The 16,454-nt window shown below is 67.5% G+C and carries 18 protein-coding genes; 13 read left to right on the top strand and 5 right to left on the bottom strand.

The annotated features are described in order from the left end of the window. Positions 1–17: 17 nt before the first annotated feature. A complete protein-coding gene (locus NJD74_RS10910) occupies positions 18–1,316 on the bottom strand; it encodes a nucleoside transporter C-terminal domain-containing protein (protein WP_019182450.1) in 1,299 nt (432 codons plus the stop codon). Between the two features lie 248 nt (positions 1,317–1,564). Here NJD74_RS10910 and NJD74_RS10905 point away from each other — a divergent pair, with 248 nt between their 5' ends. From NJD74_RS10905 to NJD74_RS10895, 3 genes are all read left to right on the top strand, one after another. Continuing rightward, entirely contained in the window at positions 1,565–2,533 is a 969-nt protein-coding gene (locus tag NJD74_RS10905) for an aldo/keto reductase (protein WP_019182449.1), read from the top strand. Between the two features lie 275 nt (positions 2,534–2,808). Further along, positions 2,809–3,006 (top strand): hemin uptake protein HemP, encoded by a 198-nt coding sequence (locus NJD74_RS10900; RefSeq protein WP_019182448.1) that lies wholly within the window; start codon positions 2,809–2,811, stop codon positions 3,004–3,006. A 172-nt stretch (positions 3,007–3,178) separates the two neighbouring features. After that, positions 3,179–3,769, top strand: a complete 591-nt coding sequence (locus NJD74_RS10895) for a hypothetical protein (protein WP_019182447.1) — start codon at positions 3,179–3,181, stop codon at positions 3,767–3,769. Between the two features lie 92 nt (positions 3,770–3,861). Here the strand turns inward: NJD74_RS10895 and NJD74_RS10890 are convergent, their stop codons facing one another. The 3 genes from NJD74_RS10890 to NJD74_RS10880 form a co-directional block, all read right to left on the bottom strand. After that, positions 3,862–4,215, bottom strand: coding sequence for a DMT family protein (locus NJD74_RS10890; RefSeq protein ID WP_019182446.1), 354 nt, complete (start codon positions 4,213–4,215; stop codon positions 3,862–3,864). Between the two features lie 73 nt (positions 4,216–4,288). Then, positions 4,289–6,775, bottom strand: coding sequence for an FtsX-like permease family protein (locus NJD74_RS10885; RefSeq protein WP_319624187.1), 2,487 nt, complete (start codon positions 6,773–6,775; stop codon positions 4,289–4,291). Beyond that, the gene (locus NJD74_RS10880) at positions 6,772–7,374 is read right to left on the bottom strand and encodes an ATP-binding cassette domain-containing protein (protein ID WP_319624186.1); all 603 of its coding nucleotides are present in this window, start codon (positions 7,372–7,374) and stop codon (positions 6,772–6,774) included. The genes NJD74_RS10885 and NJD74_RS10880 overlap by 4 nt, the downstream gene beginning before the upstream one ends. 120 nt (positions 7,375–7,494) lie before the next feature. Here NJD74_RS10880 and NJD74_RS10875 point away from each other — a divergent pair, with 120 nt between their 5' ends. The 3 genes from NJD74_RS10875 to NJD74_RS10865 all read left to right on the top strand — a co-directional run bounded on the left by NJD74_RS10875 (position 7,495) and on the right by NJD74_RS10865 (position 10,374). Then, positions 7,495–8,145: an arylesterase gene (locus NJD74_RS10875; protein ID WP_102789550.1), complete on the top strand. Its 651-nt coding sequence runs from the start codon at positions 7,495–7,497 to the stop codon at positions 8,143–8,145. A 77-nt stretch (positions 8,146–8,222) separates the two neighbouring features. Then, entirely contained in the window at positions 8,223–8,936 is a 714-nt protein-coding gene (locus NJD74_RS10870) for a response regulator transcription factor (protein WP_019182442.1), read from the top strand. 166 nt (positions 8,937–9,102) lie between these two features. Next, positions 9,103–10,374 (top strand): HAMP domain-containing sensor histidine kinase, encoded by a 1,272-nt coding sequence (locus tag NJD74_RS10865; protein WP_019182441.1) that lies wholly within the window; start codon positions 9,103–9,105, stop codon positions 10,372–10,374. A gap of 31 nt (positions 10,375–10,405) precedes the next feature. Here the strand turns inward: NJD74_RS10865 and NJD74_RS10860 are convergent, their stop codons facing one another. Beyond that, a complete protein-coding gene (locus tag NJD74_RS10860) occupies positions 10,406–11,113 on the bottom strand; it encodes an SGNH/GDSL hydrolase family protein (protein WP_319624185.1) in 708 nt (235 codons plus the stop codon). Between the two features lie 231 nt (positions 11,114–11,344). Between NJD74_RS10860 and NJD74_RS10855 the strand changes: the two genes are divergently transcribed. The 7 genes from NJD74_RS10855 (at position 11,345) to NJD74_RS10825 (ending at position 16,449) form a co-directional block, all read left to right on the top strand. Then, positions 11,345–11,725, top strand: coding sequence for a diacylglycerol kinase (locus tag NJD74_RS10855; protein WP_070471748.1), 381 nt, complete (start codon positions 11,345–11,347; stop codon positions 11,723–11,725). 54 nt (positions 11,726–11,779) lie between these two features. Beyond that, positions 11,780–12,529 carry a TerC family protein gene (locus tag NJD74_RS10850; RefSeq protein ID WP_319624184.1) on the top strand — a complete coding sequence of 250 codons (750 nt, stop codon included), beginning with the start codon at positions 11,780–11,782 and terminating at the stop codon, positions 12,527–12,529. Between the two features lie 111 nt (positions 12,530–12,640). Continuing rightward, positions 12,641–13,291: a LemA family protein gene (locus NJD74_RS10845; protein ID WP_319624183.1), complete on the top strand. Its 651-nt coding sequence runs from the start codon at positions 12,641–12,643 to the stop codon at positions 13,289–13,291. Positions 13,292–13,295: 4 nt separating this feature from the next. Next, positions 13,296–14,195 (top strand): TPM domain-containing protein, encoded by a 900-nt coding sequence (locus tag NJD74_RS10840; protein ID WP_319624182.1) that lies wholly within the window; start codon positions 13,296–13,298, stop codon positions 14,193–14,195. Beyond that, the gene (locus tag NJD74_RS10835; RefSeq protein ID WP_319624181.1) at positions 14,195–14,683 is read left to right on the top strand and encodes a TPM domain-containing protein; all 489 of its coding nucleotides are present in this window, start codon (positions 14,195–14,197) and stop codon (positions 14,681–14,683) included. The genes NJD74_RS10840 and NJD74_RS10835 overlap by 1 nt, the downstream gene beginning before the upstream one ends. 84 nt (positions 14,684–14,767) lie before the next feature. Continuing rightward, the gene (gene lgt, locus NJD74_RS10830) at positions 14,768–15,658 is read left to right on the top strand and encodes a prolipoprotein diacylglyceryl transferase (protein ID WP_319624180.1); all 891 of its coding nucleotides are present in this window, start codon (positions 14,768–14,770) and stop codon (positions 15,656–15,658) included. Then, positions 15,655–16,449 carry a thymidylate synthase gene (locus NJD74_RS10825; RefSeq protein ID WP_319624179.1) on the top strand — a complete coding sequence of 265 codons (795 nt, stop codon included), beginning with the start codon at positions 15,655–15,657 and terminating at the stop codon, positions 16,447–16,449. The genes lgt and NJD74_RS10825 overlap by 4 nt, the downstream gene beginning before the upstream one ends. The last annotated feature ends 5 nt before the right edge of the window (positions 16,450–16,454 follow it).

Raw genomic sequence — 16,454 nt, 5'->3', positions numbered from 1 at the left:
TTCTCAGGGAACGGATATCAGCTGAAATGCGTCAGCACGCCGGCGATGGTCGCCGTCATGAAGGTGGCAATGGTACCGCCCAGCACCGCACGCAGGCCGAACTTGGCCAGATCGTGGCGGCGCTCCGGTGCCAGACCACCAATACCACCGATCTGGATCGCGATGGAGCTGAAGTTGGCAAAACCGCACAGCGCGTAGGTGGCGATCAGGCGGCCCTCGTCGGAGAGCACCATGCCCGGCACCTGGCCGTTGACGATCTTGGACAGCTCCGAGTACGCCACGAACTCGTTGATCACGACCTTCTGGCCGATCAGCGAGCCGACCGTGGTGGCATCGGCCCACGGGGTGCCGATCACCCAGGCGATCGGGGCCAGCAGGTAGCCGAACAGGGTGGACAGGTCGGTCGGGCGGCCGATGATCGCGGCCAGGCCGGTCACGTCACCCAGCCAGGTCAGCGGGGCGTTCAGCAGCGCGATCAGCGCGATGAAGGCCAGCAGCATCGCACCGATGTTCAGCGCCAGCTTCAGGCCGTCGCCGGCACCGGCCGCGGCGGCGTCGATGATGTTGCTGGAGGTCTTCTCCACTTCCATCTTGACCGTGCCGCGGGTCAGCGGGGTGCCGGTTTCGGGCACCAGCAGCTTGGCCACCACCAGGGTCGCCGGGGCGGCCATGATGCTCGCCGCCAGCAGATGCTTGGCGTAGAAGGCCTGCTGGGCCGGATCGCTGCCGCCGAGCATGCCCACGTAGGCGGCCAGCACGCCGCCGGCGATGTGCGCCATGCCGCCGATCATCATCGTGATCAGCTCGGACTGGGTCATCTTGGCGATGTACGGGCGCACCGTCAGCGGTGCTTCGGTCTGGCCGATGAAGACGCTGGCGCAGACGCTGGTGGTTTCCGCACCGGACACGCGCATGATCTTGGTGATCGCCCAGGCCATCGCACGCACGATCGTCTGCATCACGTTGAGGTGGTACATGACCCCCATCAGCGCCGAGAAGAAGATGATGGTCGGCAACACCTGGAAGGCGAAGATGAAACCGAACTGCTCGGTGTTCATCAGACTGCCGAAGATGAAGCCCGAGCCCTCGTTGACGAAGCTCAGGATCTTGACGAAGCCCTTGCCCAGCGCATCGAACACATCACGGCCACCCGGCACCAGCAGCACCACCGCCGCGAAGGCGATCTGCAGTGCGATACCGGTGACCACCAGGCGCCAGTCGACGGCCCGCTTGTTGTTCGAGAACAACCAGGCAATGCCGATCAGCACTGCCAACCCGAACAGGCCGAAGCCAATCCTGCCCAAACCTTCGACCATGAGACTTCCCTTGGGGCGCCGCGAAAAACGGGAAGCCTAGAGCAGCGGCAAGGGCGGGGCAAGGAAAAGCAGCGTCTGCGAGCCGATCGGTCGTGATCGGGCCTGTATCGACAAGGCATGGCTGGCTTGGCGCGTGGTGTGTCACGGGCCGTGAGATCGCGGCGGCCGGCCTGCGCGCGCTGCGCGCCACCCTCTACACTTACCGGCATCGATCCGGCCCGGTTGCGGGCCCGCAGCAGGAGAATCACATGCTCTATCGCCGTCTTGGCTCCACCGGCCTGAAGCTTTCGGCCCTGTCCTTCGGGGCCTGGGTGACCTTCGGCGACCAGATCGGCCGCGATGAGGCCCGCAAGCTGATCGCCACCGCCTGGGATGCCGGGGTCAACTTCTTCGACAACGCCGAGGGCTATGCCCGCGGCCGCGCCGAGCAGGTGATGGGAGATGTGATCGCCGACCTGCGCCTGCCCCGTGATGGCTTCTGTGTCTCCAGCAAGGTGTTCTTCGGGGCGGTCGACGACCCGCGCCCGACCCAGCAGGGCCTGTCGCGCAAACACGTCACCGACGCCTGCCACGCCGCGCTCAAGCGCCTGCGGGTGGACTATCTGGACCTGTACTACTGCCATCGTCCGGATCCGGACACCCCGATCGCCGAGACCGTACAGGCCATGGATACCCTGATCCGCCAGGGCAAGGTGCTGTATTGGGGCACGTCGGAATGGTCGGCCGCGCAGATCCAGGAAGCGGTCGATATCGCCCGTGCACGCCATCTGCATGCCCCGTCGATGGAGCAGCCGCAGTACAACCTGCTGCACCGCGAGCGGGTCGAGCGCGAGTACGCGCCGCTGTATGCCGAGGCGGGGCTGGGCACCACGATCTGGTCGCCGCTGGCCTCGGGCCTGCTCACTGGCAAGTACAACGCCGGCGTCGACCCGCAGTCGCGGCTGGGCCAGGAACAGCTGGGCTGGTTGAAGGCGCAGGTGCTCGAGGATGGCAGCGACCGCCTGGAGCGGGTCCGCCGCTATACCGCGCTGGCCGCGCAGCTGGGGGTCTCCCCGGCGCAACTGGCGATCGCCTGGTGCCTGCGCAATCCCAACGTGTCCAGCGTGATCCTCGGCGCGAGCCGGGTCAGCCAGCTGGAAGAGAACCTGGGCGCACTGGCGCTGTTCGAGCAGCTCGATGAAAGCGTCTGGCAGCAGGTGGACGCGGTCTTTGGTTGATCGATCGGTTGGGAAGCAGGGGCGCCGGCCAGCGGCCGGCACTATCGATCCCTGTTCGACAGGGACTTAGAGCTACCCGACCGGTGGAAGCTCGTGCCGGCCGCTGGCCGGCTCCGCAATCCCGTTGAGCGGCACACTTCTCCGCTGTGCCATTGACAAAATCTATTGATAGATGAATTGCGATCATTAATGCCATCTATCAAATTGAGAATGGTTGTTGATTGTTAACTGAGAATCATTATCATTTGACTCGCCCCTCGCAACGAGTCCAGACGATGAACACTCAAGCTGCTGTACTGCTGCGCCCCGAAACGCTGACCCTCCGCGACCGTCCGGTCCGCGTGGTCCCGCCCGAAGAAGTGATCGACAGCGAAGCCCTGCTCAAGGGCCGCCGTGAAATCCTGATCCAGCACGGCGACCGCTTCTATCGCTTGCGCCATACCAGCAACGACAAGTTGATCCTGACCAAGTAACGGCGCTGCCTCCCCCGCGGGGAGGCACCAATGACCGCGTGGCTACGCGATCCGTGCCTTCCCTGGGCAGGCCGTTATCCCAGCTCTCTCCCCCTCGACACTCCGCCGTCGGCTCCGGCCCGCGGCGTGGGTCGAGGGTCTCCCCCGCAACCGCCGATTGCAGGTAGATCCCATGAGCCGCGCCCTTTCCGTCGGCCGCCCACCGGGCCGCCATCCCATCGCCGGCCTGCCATCGGCCGCACAGCTGGCCTCACTGGGCACCGTGCTGTGCCTGTACCGCCCGGACAGCAGTGAACTCGGCGGTTGGAAGCACGCCGTGTCTGCCCACGCCTGCCAGGGCATGGACAGCGAAGGCATCCGCGAAAGCCTGTGCTTCGTCGATGCCCGCGGCCGCTGCTGCTGGCGACTGTACCTGCTGCCGGACAGCGATTTCCTCGCCTGGGACCGCCTGGTTTCCGCCTTCCCCGCACGCCCCGAGCCGGTCAACGACGCCGGCGTCGCCGAGCGCCTGTGGCGGCGACTGGCCGTGCGCCTGGGCAACGACGCCTGGCGCATGTGCGCACTGCGCCTGCAGGTCGGCGAAGGCCGCGAACTCGCCGCCAGCCTGGCCTCGTTGTCGGCCCTGGGGGCGACCACCGCGCGCCGGATCGGCCACGTCGAAGGGGCCGAAGGCGAGCTATGGGTCGACGACTGCTGCTGCGCCACCGCCGCTCGCCGCGGCGGAGCGTGGGCAGCCGACGGCATGCCGGTGATCCAGCTGTAATCTGAAACAACGGGCCGGCCCGGCGACGATGCCGCGCCATCGCAGCTGTCACCGACGCGCAGCCGGTGGCGGCCCGAATGCGGGCGTCGCCCTCATTCCTTGAACATCAGGAATGCCGCTACCAGGATCAGCCCGAACGCGGCCCAGTGGTTCCACTTCAGCGGCTGATCCAGGTAGAACGCCGAGAAGGCCGCGAACACCACCAGGGTGATCACCTCCTGCATGCCCTTCAACTGCGGCGCCGAATACACCGCACTGCCCAGGCGGTTGCCCGGTACCTGCAGGCAGTACTCGAAAAACGCGATGCCCCAGCTGACCAGGATCACCGTCATCAACGGCGCACTCTTGTACTTCAGATGCCCGTACCAGGCGAAGGTCATGAAAATGTTGCTGCCCAGCAGCAGCAGTACGGGATACAGATAGGCAGTGAACGGGGTGCCGGGCATCCGGGCGATCTCAGGGGGGCAGGGGCGTGCAGCATACCGAGGCACGCCCCGTGCCCGTGTCATCGCCGCGTGCTCATGCCTCCCGCAGGGCCAGCGCCGGCGGGGTATGCAGGATCCGCCGCGTGCCCCACCAGCCGGCCAGCATGCTCAACAGCACGCCCAACCCACCGCCAAGCAGCAACGGCCCCCAGGGCGGACTCAGCGTCAACTCGAACACCTGCCGCGCCACCACGCTGCCCAGCAGCGCCGCCGTGCCCACCGCGAGCAACGCCGACAACAGGCCCAGCGCCCCGAACTCGACCAGCACCGCGCCCCGCAGCTGGCGGCGCGTGGCCCCCAGCGTGCGCAGCACCGCACTGTCATAGCGGCGCTCGCCGGCCGTGGCCTGCAATGCCGCCAGCAGCACCAGTAGGCCGGCCAGCAGACTGAAGCCCATGACCAGCTGCACCGCCTGCGTCACCCGGTTGATCACCTCGCGCACGCGCTCGAGGATACTGTCGATGTCCAGCAGCGAAATATTGGGGTACGCCCGGGTCAGCCCGGCCAGCGCCGGTGCCTGCGCGCGCGGCAGGTGGAAAGCGGTGATCAGGTTGTAGGGGGCATCGGCCACCGCGCCTTCGTTGAGCAGCAGGAAGAAATTGACCCGGAACGAATCCCAGTCCGCCTTGCGGATGCTGGTGACCGTGAAGCTGCGCTCCTGATCGCCCATCTGCAGCGTGACCATGTCGCCCAGCTTCATCCCGTAACGCTCGGCCCAGCCCTGTTCGATCGAGGCTTCCGCCGCGGTACTGCCGGCCTTCCAGAAGGTTCCGCCGAGCAGCGTGTTGGCCGGCGGGAAATCATGCCGCCACGAGAAGTTGACCGGGCGGTTGGCATCGTCGTCCTCGTTGCTGTTGTCCTCGCGCGCCTGCCGCTGCGGCGGACGCGCGTTGACCGCCAGCAGGCGACCGGTACTGAACGGCTCGATGCCCGGCGAGACGACGCCCAGCCCGGCCAGGGTCGAGAGCACCGCATCGCGCTGCTCCGGCTGGATGTTCATCAGGAAGTAGTTCGGCGTATCGGTCGGCAGGCGGTCGCGCCACTGCGCCAACAACCCCGGGCCGATCACCGACAGCAGCAGCAGCGAACACAGCGACAGCGACAGGCCGACCAGCTGCATCACCGCCAGCCCGCGCCGCCGCGTCAGCGAGGCCAGGCCCAGTTTCCAGCGCCCGCGCAGGCGCGGTTGCACGCCACGCAGCAGCCACAGCAGCAGCGCACCGAGCGCACCGGCCAGTGCCGCCAGCGCGGCCAGCCCGCCCAGCACCCACGCAGCCAGCTTGACGTCGCCGGTGGCCTGCACCGTGAGCGCGACGGTGGCCGCCAGCGCGGCCGCATAGACGAGCATGGAACTCGGCGGCAACGCCGCGAAGCTGCGGTTGAGCACGCGCATCGGCGGCACGCTGCGCAGGCGCAGCAACGGCGGCAGGCCAAAGCCGAGCAGCAGCACCAGGCCGATGCCCGCACCACTCAGTGCCGGTGTGGCCTGCGGCAGCGGCAGGCGGTTCGGAATCAATCCCCCCAGCGCCTGCACCAGCCCGGCCTGCGCCGCCATGCCCAAGCCGATGCCGACCAGACAGGCCGGCACCGCCAGCATCACCAGCTGCAGCGCCATTGCCGTGAGGATGTCGCGCTGGCGCGCGCCCAGGCAGCGCAGGATGGCCACCTGATCGATGCGGCGCATCGCGAAGCGGTTGGCGGCCAGCGCGGTGGCGACACCGGCCAACAACACCGCCAACAGCGCAGCCAGCGACAGGAAACGGCCGGCCAGATCGAATGCGCCGCGCACCCCGCGCTGGGTATCGTCGATGCCGACGATCCGATAGCCCTTGGCCTGCGGCGTCAGCCATTCGCGGAAGGCTTCGATCTTCGCCGGCTCACCGGCGAACATCATCCGGTACGACGCGCGGCTGCCCGGCCCCAGCAGGCCAGCACGGTCCACATCGACGCGGTTGACCAGCAATGGCGGCGACAGCTGCATCAGCTCACCGGAGGTGTCCGGCTCGGCCTGCAGCACGCGCGTCACCGTCAACGTGCCTGCGCCAAATTCCAGTGCATCGCCCACCTGCAGGCCAAGCGCCTGCATCAGCCGCGGATGGGCATACGCCTCGCCTGGCGGCGGCGTTCCTGCGGTGTCGCTGGCGTTGTCATGCAGGCTGCGGCTGACCCGCAGTTCGCCACGCAGCGGATAGCCATCGGCGACCGCCTTGATGTTGGCCATCTGGCTGTCATCGCCATGGAACAGCACGCTGGGGAAGCTGACCATGCGCGTGTTGGCCAGGCCGCGCTCGCGCGCTGCATCGGCGAAGGTCTGCGGGATGTCTTCCCGGCCGCTCAGGCCAAGGTCGCCGCCAAGCATCTCCGCCGCGCTGCTGGTCAGTGCCAGGGTCACGCGGTTGACCAATGTCCCGACGGCGGTCATCACCGCCACGCCCAATACCAGCGCGGCGAATACGGTCAGCAGATCGCCGGCCAGGAACTCGCGTCGCAGCGCACGCGCCGCGTGGCGCACGACGTTCATGCGCCGACGCCGGCAACGGTGTCGGCCAGGCGTCCACCGTCAAGCTGGTAGATGCGCTCGCAGCGCTGGGCCAGGCGCAGGTCGTGGGTGACCAGCACCAGAGTGGTGTCGCTGGTGGCGTTGAGCGCGAACAGCAGGTCGCTGATCTGCTGCCCGGTCGCCTGGTCCAGGCTGCCGGTCGGCTCATCGGCGAACAGGATGCGCGGCCGCGCCACGAACGCACGCGCCAGCGCCACCCGTTGCTGCTCGCCACCGGAGAGCTGGCGCGGGTAATGACGCGCACGGTGGCCGAGACCGACCTGTTCCAGTACCTCGCGCACCCGCGCGGCATCTTCGCGGCCGGCCAGTTCCAGCGGCAGCGCGATGTTTTCTTCGGCGGTCAACGCCGGCAACAGGTGGAAACTCTGGAAGACGAAACCCACTTCGCGCGCGCGCAGCTGCGCGCGGGCTTCCTCATCGAGCGTGTTGAGATTGGCACCGGCCAGCGCGATGCTGCCGTGGCTCGGCAGGTCCAGCCCGGCGAGCAGGCCGAGCAGGGTGGTCTTGCCCGAACCTGAAGCGCCGACGATGGCCACGCTCTCGCCTTCATGGACGGTCATGTCAATGTTGTCCAGTATGTGGACTTCACCCTCCGGGCCACGTGCGGACTTGCCCACGTTGTGGGCGGCGATGGCGACGGGCGCGCTGCGGGGGGACAGGCTGTCGATGAGGATTCTCCAATGAACCAAGCAAGTGGAAAGGGCCGTGCGGCCCCGATGGGCTGGCTGCTGGCATGGTTGCTGCTGATGCCGATGCTGGCCTGTGCCAAAGGTCCGGACACCCGTGCAGCGGTGCTGGTGGTCGGCGACAGCCTCAGTGCCGCCCACAATATCCCGGCCGCGTCGGGCTGGGTAAACCTGCTTCAGCAGCGGGTCAAACAACAGATCAAGCCGCCGCCGGCGATCATCAATGCCAGCATCAGTGGCGAAACCACCGCCGGCGCGCTGACCCGCCTGCCGGGCCTGCTGGAGAAGCACCGCCCTTCGGTGGTGGTGATCGAGCTGGGTGGAAACGATGCGCTGCGCGGGCTCACTCCGGCCCAGCTGCGCGGCAACCTGGAAAAGATGATCGTGGCCAGCCAGAAGGCCGGCGCCAAGGTGCTGCTGCTGGGCATCGACGTGCCGCCCAACTACGGCCCGGCCTACCGCCAGCGCCTGCGCAAGACCTATGCGGAGCTGGCCCGGCAGTACGACGTACCGCTGCTGCCGTTCCTGCTGGAAGGCGTGGCGCTGAAGCCCAACCTGATGCAGGCCGACGGGCTGCACCCCACCGCAGCTGCGCAGCCGCAGGTGCTGGACAACGTCTGGCCGCTGCTCAAACCCCTGCTTTGATCGGTGTGTGAGGAACTTCACGCCGCGTCCACTGGCGATGCGGCATGTTTCACAAAGCTGAAGAAAGAGGGAATCCCATGCGTCAGACAAAGGAGACCTCCGGCCTGGTGCTGGTGGTCGAAGACAACCGTAATATTTCCGAGATGATCGGCGAGTACCTGGAAGGGCGCGGCTTTGAAGTCGACTACGCCCAGGATGGGCTGGACGGTTATCGTCTGGCGGCCGAGAACAGCTACGACGTGGTCGTGCTGGACCTGATGCTGCCGCGTCTGGACGGCATCGAGGTCTGTCGCCGCCTGCGCAACGACGCCCGCAAGTCGACGCCGGTGCTGATGTTGACCGCGCGCGACACGCTGGACGACAAGCTCACCGGCCTGGGGTTCGGCGCCGATGACTACCTGACCAAGCCGTTCGCGATCCAGGAACTGGAAGCCCGCCTGCGCGCGCTGATCCGCCGCGAGCGTCGCCAGGTCGGCTCGGAAGTGCTCAAGGTCGCCGACCTCGTGCTCGATCCGGTCAGCATGCGCGCCACCCGTGCCGGGACCGAACTGCAGCTCTCGCCGATCGGCCTGCGCCTGCTGACGATCCTCATGCGCGAATCGCCGCGTGTGGTGACCCGCCAGGAAATCGAACGCGAGATCTGGGGCAATGGCCTGCCCGACTCGGACACCCTGCGCAGCCATCTGTACAACCTGCGCAAGATCATCGACAAGCCGTTCGACCGCCCGCTGCTGCACACGGTGCAGAGTGCCGGTTACCGCATTGCCGATATCGCCCAGCCGATGAGCTGACAGGGGATCCATCGCCGCTCGGCCACCTGCCGGTGAGCTGGGCGGCGACCCTCCGGCACCCTCTGGAGCATGACGGCCCGGCGCTTGCCGGGCCGTTGTCATGGTTTGCACGATGGAATCACGGCAAGCTTTCCTATAATCGCCGCGAACCGCCCTGGACCCCGTAATGCCGCACGGTCTGCCGCGCAAGATCCGCATCGTCTTCATCCTCCAAGCCGTGCTCGCCAGCCTGGGCATCCTGCTGGGCGCATGGCTGGTGTCGTTGGTGATCAAGCACAGCCTGGTCAGCAGCGCGCTGCAGGAAGAGGCCAGCTATTACTGGCAATTGCACGAGGCCTCGCCGGTGCAGCCGCCGCCCAACACCCAGAACATCCGCGGGTATCTGCTCGAGACCGGGCAGTCGCCGCTGAGCCTGCCAGCCAACCTTCGCACGCTCCCTCCCGGCTTCCACGAGCTCAAGGACGACGACCAACTGGTGCTGGTCGATGCGCGTCCGGAAGGCCGCCTGTACCTGGTGTTCCTGCGCTCGCGCGCGGAGATGCTGGCGTTCTGGTTCGGCGTGGTGCCGGTGCTGCTGACCCTGCTGGCCGTCTATGGCGCCTCCTGGATCACCTACCGCGCCTCCAAACGCCTGGTCTCGCCGGTCAACTGGCTGGCCAGGCGCGTGTCGCGCTGGGATCCCGGGCACCCGGAGGCGGCCGATCTGGCGCCGGCCAAACTGCCGGCCGACATGCAGGGCGAGACCCGCCAGCTGGCCGCCGCGCTGCACTCGTTGGCGACCAAGGTCACCGCGCACGTCGCGCGCGAACGCAACTTCACCCGCGATGCCAGCCACGAGCTGCGCACCCCGCTCACCGTGATCCGCGTGGCCAGCGACATGGCACTGGGCGACCAGGACATGACGCCACGCCTGCGCCGTGGCCTGCAGCGCATCCAGCGCGCCGGGCGTGACATGGAAGCGGTGATCGATGCCTTCCTGATCCTGGCCCGCGAGGCCGATGTCGAGCCGCAGGTCGAGCTGTTCGACGTCAATGAGATCGTCCGCTACGAGGTCGACAACGCCCGCGAGCTGATCGCCGGGCGACCGGTCGAGATCCACCTGCACAGCCACGGCCCGGTGATGCTGCACGCCCCGCCGCGGGTACTGCAGGTGGTGGTCAGCAACCTGCTGCGCAACGCCTGCAGTTACACCGACGAAGGCCGGATCGATGTCGATGTCGAAGACGACCGGGTGGTCGTGCGCGATACCGGCATCGGCATGTCGCCCGAAGCGCTCAGCCGCGCGTTCGAGCCGTTCTACCGTGCCGAACCCAGCCGCCCGCAGGGCACCGGGCTGGGGCTGTCGATCGTGCGCCGGCTGTGCGACCGCTTCGGCTGGAAGATCGGCCTGAGCAGTGCGCCCGGGCAGGGCACCCAGGCCACGATCCACTACCGTTGAATCGGGGAGGCGCGGCGCCTCCCCGCCTGGTTCAGTCGCACTGCACCTTGGGCGCCAGCGCCTTGCGCCAGATCGCATAGCCTTCCGGGGTCATGTGCAGCATGTCCTCGCGGAACAGCGCGGCGCGTGGCTGGCCATCGGCACCGAGCATCGGCGTGTAGACATCGGTGTAGCCGGTGTTGGGCAGCGAGGCCAGGGCCTTCTGGATCAAGCCGTTGGCTTCCACCACCGCGGGTAGCAGGTTCGCGCGCGACGGGCTGGGCTTGATCGAGATGATCTCCACCGTCGTCTTGGGCAGGTCGCGGTGCACGCGCTGCACGAAGGCCACCACGTCGTCGCGGACCTGGGCCGGGCTGCGGCCGCTGTTGAGGTCGTTGTCGCCGGCGTAGAAGAACACCTTGCACGGCGCATACGGGATCACGATGCGGTCGGCATACCAGGTGCTGTCGCGCACTTCCGAGCCGCCGAAGCCGCGGTTGAACACCGGCTGGCCCGGGAAATCGGTGGCCAGGCTCTCCCACATGCGTACCGAGGAGCTGCCGATGAACTCGATGCCGCCGCGCGGCGGCGGGTTGGCCGCGTCCTGGGCCGCGAACTGCGCCATGTCGCCGGCCCAGGCCACGTTGGAGACCTGGGTCGGCACCTGCGGTGCGGCAGGGGCGGGGGAGCGCGCCAGCGCGGGCAGGGCGGCCCCCAGGGCAAGAGCGAGCAGAAGGGGGCGGGCACGACGGTGCAGCATGGACGACTCCTGTGGTGGGGCGCCTGGGGCGCCCGGACGGGTAGACGTTCATCATAGAAGTTGCGGCCCGGGCGCGCTTTACCACGAACGGGCGTTGGCCGCCTTCGACAATGCCCCGACCCGCTTATGGCAAAATGAGGGATTGCCTGCCCCATTCAGCGATGCCCATGACTGTCTGCCGTGTGCTGTTCCTGCCGTTCCGGCGTGCGTTGCCGACCGGGGTGCCTGCCCATGGCCGATGAAATCGGCCACCTGCCGCGCGGCCCCAAGCGCATCTTCAAGGCCGCGGTGTGGTCCTGGCAGGGGTTGCGTGCAGCCTGGCTGCACGAGTCCTCGTTCCGGCTGGAGGTCTACCTGCTGATCGTGCTCGCGCCGCTGGCACTCTGGCTCGGCCAGACCCCGGTGGAACGCGCGCTGATGATCGGCTCGGTGCTGCTGGTGCTGGCCATGGAACTGGCCAATTCGGCGATCGAGGCGGTGATCGAGCGCTACGGCGCGGAGTTCCACGAGCTCGCCGGTCGCGCCAAGGACATGGGCTCGGCCGCGGTCTTCGTGCTGATGATGAACGTACTGGTGTGCTGGGTCCTGATCCTGCTGCCGCAGATCCTCTGACGTAACACCTCTGACGCGTTACGCGCGTCATCCCCCCTGTAAGGATGGAAGTCCATGTTCCTTGAGTTGTTGTCCGACCCCAATGTCTGGTTGACCCTGTTCACGCTGAGCGCGCTGGAAATCGTGCTGGGCATCGACAACCTGGTCTTCATCTCGATCGCGGTGAGCAAGCTGCCCGAAGCGCGCCGCCCGTTCGCGCGCAAACTCGGCATCGCGGTGGCCTGCATCACCCGCATCCTGCTGCTGGTCTCGCTGGCCTACCTGGCCCACATGGAAGCCAACCTGTTCACCATCGCCGGCATGGGCATCTCCATCCGCGATCTGGTGCTGATCCTCGGTGGCCTGTTCCTGATCATCAAGGGCACCATGGAGATCCGCGAGCTGATCACCGGCGGCGAAGACGAAGACCCGACCACCACCAAGGCCTCGGCCGTGTTCGGCATGGTGATCGCGCAGATCGCCGTGATCGACATCGTGTTCTCGCTGGACTCGGTGATCACCGCCGTCGGCATCGCCGACCACATCCCGGTGATGGTCGCCGCGATCCTGCTGTCGGTGGCCGTCATGCTGCTGGCCGCCAACCCGCTGGGCCGCTTCATCGACGCCAACCCGACCGTGAAGATGCTGGCCCTGGCCTTCATCCTGCTGATCGGCGTGGTGCTGATCCTGGACGGCCTGGGCGTGCACGTGCCCAAGCCCTACATCTATGCCGCGATGGGCTTCTCGGTGCTGGTGGAATGGTTGAACCTGCTGATGCGCCGCCGCGCCGTGGCCCACCACGTGCCGGGTGCCGGCAACTGGTAAGAAGGAGGGGGAAGCGGCAGCCCCCTGACTCAGGGGGCGTGGCTGGTTACGCCGGCTTTACTGCAGACGTGGCATGCTCCGGATCCCGTTCATCGAGATCCGGAGCCGGCCATGCGATCGTTCTCCCGTTTGTTGTGCCTGGCCGTGCTGGCCTCCCTGTTGTCCGGTTGCGGCTACAACGCCATCCAGCAGAAGGATGAGCAGGTCAAGGCGGGCTGGGCCGAGGTGCTCAACCAGTACAAGCGCCGCGCCGATCTGATCCCCAACCTGGTGCAGACCGTGGAAGGCTATGCCAACCAGGAACGCCAGGTCCTGACCGACGTCACCAACGCCCGTGCACGCGTGGGGCAGGTCAACGTCAACGCCGACGATGCCGACTCCCTCAAGCAGTTCCAGCAGGCCCAGGGTGAGTTGAGCGGTGCGCTGTCACGCCTGCTGGTGGTCACCGAGAATTACCCGAACCTGAAGTCCGACCAGGGTTTCCGCGATCTGCAGGCGCAGCTGGAAGGCACCGAGAACCGGATCACCGTGGCGCGTGGCCGCTATATCCAGATGGTGCAGGACTACAACACCTACATCCGCCAGTTCCCGCAGGTGATCACTGCCAAGCTGTTCGGCTATGCGACCAAGCCGAACTTCACGGTGGAGAACGAAGCGCAGATCTCGCAGCCGCCGGCGGTCAAGTTCGGTTCGCAGCAACCGGCCCCCGCGCCGCAGCCGCAGCCGCAGGCCCCGCAGCAGCAGCCACAGCCGGCGAACTGAGCCCGTGAGCACGCGCCTGCTGCGTTTCCTGCTGCTGCTCTGCCTGGCGCTGGCGCTGCCTGCCTGGGCGCAGACCCAGGCGGCCATCCCGCCGATGTCCTCGCCGGTGGTGGATACCACCGGCACATTGGACGCAGCGCAGATCCAGGCGCTGGAGGCGCAGGCGCTGGCGCTGCAGCAGCGCAAGGGCAGCCAGCTGCAGATCCTGATGGTGACGAGCACCGCGCCGGAAACCATCGAGCAGTACACCCAGCGTGTGTTCGAGCAGTGGTCCATCGGCCGCAAGGGCGTGGACGACGGCGTCCTGCTGGTGGTGGCCAAGGACGACCGCCGGGTCCGCATCGAGCCGGGCTACGGCTTGGAAGGCGCGATTCCGGATGCGATCGCCAACCGGGTGATCCAGGAATACCTGGCCCCGCGGTTCCGCAGCAACGACTACGCCGGCGGCCTCACCGATGCCAGCGCTGCACTGGTCAAACTGATCGACGGCGAGGCCTTGCCCGCGCCGGTCAGCACGCATCGCGCCCAGGACGCCCCGGCGGGGGGCAACTGGACGATGGCGCTGGGCATCGGCCTGTTTGCCGGCCTGTTCCTGCGCGGCATGCTGGGCTGGCTGCCGCGACCGCTGCGCGCGCTGGCCAGCGGTGCCGGGGCCGGGGTGGCCGCGTTCCTGTTCACCTCGCTGGTGGTCGCCAGTGGCGCGGCCGCCGTGGTGGGCCTGCTGGTCGGCCTGACATCGGCCGGTCGCGGCGGCGTGTTCGCGCGCAGTGGCGGCTGGGGTGGCGGTGGCTGGGGCGGTGGCGGTGGCGGCGGGTTCGGTGGTGGCGGTGGCTTCGGCGGCGGTGGTGGCTGGGGCGGTGGTGGTGGGCGTTCGGGAGGCGGTGGCGCCTCGGGAGGCTGGTGATGCGCTGGCTCCGGCACGTGTTTTCTCCGTCGGTGCGGCGCGCCTTCCCAGCGGCACATCTGCAGGCGATCACCGATGCGATCAGCGCCGGCGAGCGACGCCACGGTGGCCAGGTGATGTTCGCGGTGGAAGCGGATCTGCCGCTGGCCGCGTTGTGGCAGGGCGTCACGCCCCAACAGCGCGCCGAACATGCCTTCGCCCAACTGCGCACCTGGGATACCGAACACAACAACGGTGTACTGATCTACCTGCTGCTGGCCGACCATGCCATCGAGCTGGTCGCTGACCGCGGCCTGCGCGGGCGCATCGGCGAGGCGCAGTGGCAGGCGATCTGCGCGCACATGCAGCAGCGGCTGCGTGAGGGGGCCCTGCAGGCGGGCGTACTGCTGGCGATCGAAGAGGTGTCGGACCTGCTGGCCGGGCACTATCCGCCCCTTCCGGGGTCACAGGAGGACGGCCTGCCGGACACGCCGCAGATCCTGGGCTGAAGCCTGGCAATGGCGCGGTCGGGGCCGCCGCGAGGCCGCTCCCGGGCGGCGCTAGAATATCGGCATCTCTGCAAGGCGCCCTTCATGATCTATTTCCACGACATCGACCCCATCGCCATCTCGCTCGGGCCGATCAAGGTGCATTGGTACGGCATCATGTACCTGCTCGGCTTCACCGCTGCCTGGTGGCTGGGGCGCAAGCGGATCGCCGCCGGTCGCCTGCCCGGGGTCGATGCCAACGGCTTCTCCGATCTGCTGTTCTACGCGATGCTCGGCGTGGTTGTCGGTGGCCGCGTGGGCTACATGCTGTTCTACACGACCGCCGAATTCCTGCACAACCCGCTGCTGTTGTTCAAAGTGTGGGACGGCGGCATGAGCTTCCATGGCGGCCTGCTCGGCGTGCTGTTCGCCTCGTGGTGGTGGTCGCGCAAGCACCGCCTGCACCTGTTCGACACCCTCGATTTCATGTCCCCGCTGGTGCCGCTGGGCCTGGGCTTCGGCCGCATCGGCAACTTCATCGGCGCCGAGCTGTGGGGCAAGTACACCGACGGCACCTGGGGCGTGGTGTTCCCGAGCGGCCTGCCGGCGCCGTTGAACGGTCTGGACCTGGCCACGCTCAAGGCCGAGTTCGCCACCGGCGCGCTCAACCAGTACGCGCGCCATCCTTCGCAGCTGTATGAAGCGCTGCTGGAAGGCCTGGTGATGTTCGTGGTGCTGTGGGCGGTCTCCGCCAAGCCGCGCCACCGCTATGTGATCGCCGGCCTGTTCGCGCTGATGTACGGCATCTTCCGCTTCGCAGTGGAGTTCGTGCGCATGCCCGACAACGGCGTCTACCTCGCCTTCGACTGGTTCACCCGTGGCCAGCTGCTCAGCCTGCCGCTGGTGGCGTTCGGCCTGGTCCTGCTGGCGCTGTCGCGTCGCGCGCCGGTGCTGCAGCCGGTGCTGCCGGTCGCCCCGGCAGGAGCCAAGGCATGAAGGCCTACCTGGCGCTGCTCGAGCACGTGCTGGAGCACGGCACGGAAAAATCCGACCGCACCGGCACCGGCACGCGCAGCGTGTTCGGCTGGCAGATGCGCTTCAACCTCAATGACGGCTTTCCGCTGGTCACCACCAAGAAACTGCACCTGCGCTCGATCATCCATGAGCTGCTGTGGTTCCTGAAGGGCGATACCAACATCGGGTACCTGAAGGACCACCAGGTGCGGATCTGGGACGAGTGGGCCGATGCCAACGGCGACCTCGGCCCGATCTACGGCAAGCAATGGCGCAGCTGGGCCACTGCCGATGGCGGCGCGATCGACCAGATGCAGTGGCTGGTGGACGAGATCAAGCGCAACCCCGATTCGCGCCGGCTGGTGGTCAGTGCCTGGAACGTGGGCGAGCTGTCGCAGATGGCGTTGATGCCGTGCCACAACCTGTTCCAGTTCTACGTGGTGGACGGCAAGCTCAGCTGCCAGCTCTACCAGCGCAGCGGCGACATCTTCCTGGGCGTGCCGTTCAACATCGCCAGCTACGCGCTGCTGACCCACATGGTGGCGCAGGCCACCGGGCTGGGCGTTGGCGATTTCGTGCACACGCTGGGTGACGCGCACCTGTATTCGAACCACTTCGAACAGGCCCGCGAGCAGCTGTCGCGTGAACCGCGCGCGCTGCCGACGCTGTGGTTGAACCCCGAGGTGAGCGATCTGTTCGGGTTCCAGTTCGAGGACATCCGCATCGACGGTTACGACCCGCACCCGGCGATCAAGGCTCCGGTGGCCGTGTGAGTGGC

Source organism: Stenotrophomonas sp. RG-453 (genome assembly GCF_033843685.1).
Taxonomy (GTDB): Bacteria; Pseudomonadota; Gammaproteobacteria; order Xanthomonadales; family Xanthomonadaceae; genus Stenotrophomonas; species Stenotrophomonas bentonitica_A.
Note: the sequence above shows the minus strand (reverse complement) of the source record. Positions and strands in the feature narration are given on the sequence as shown.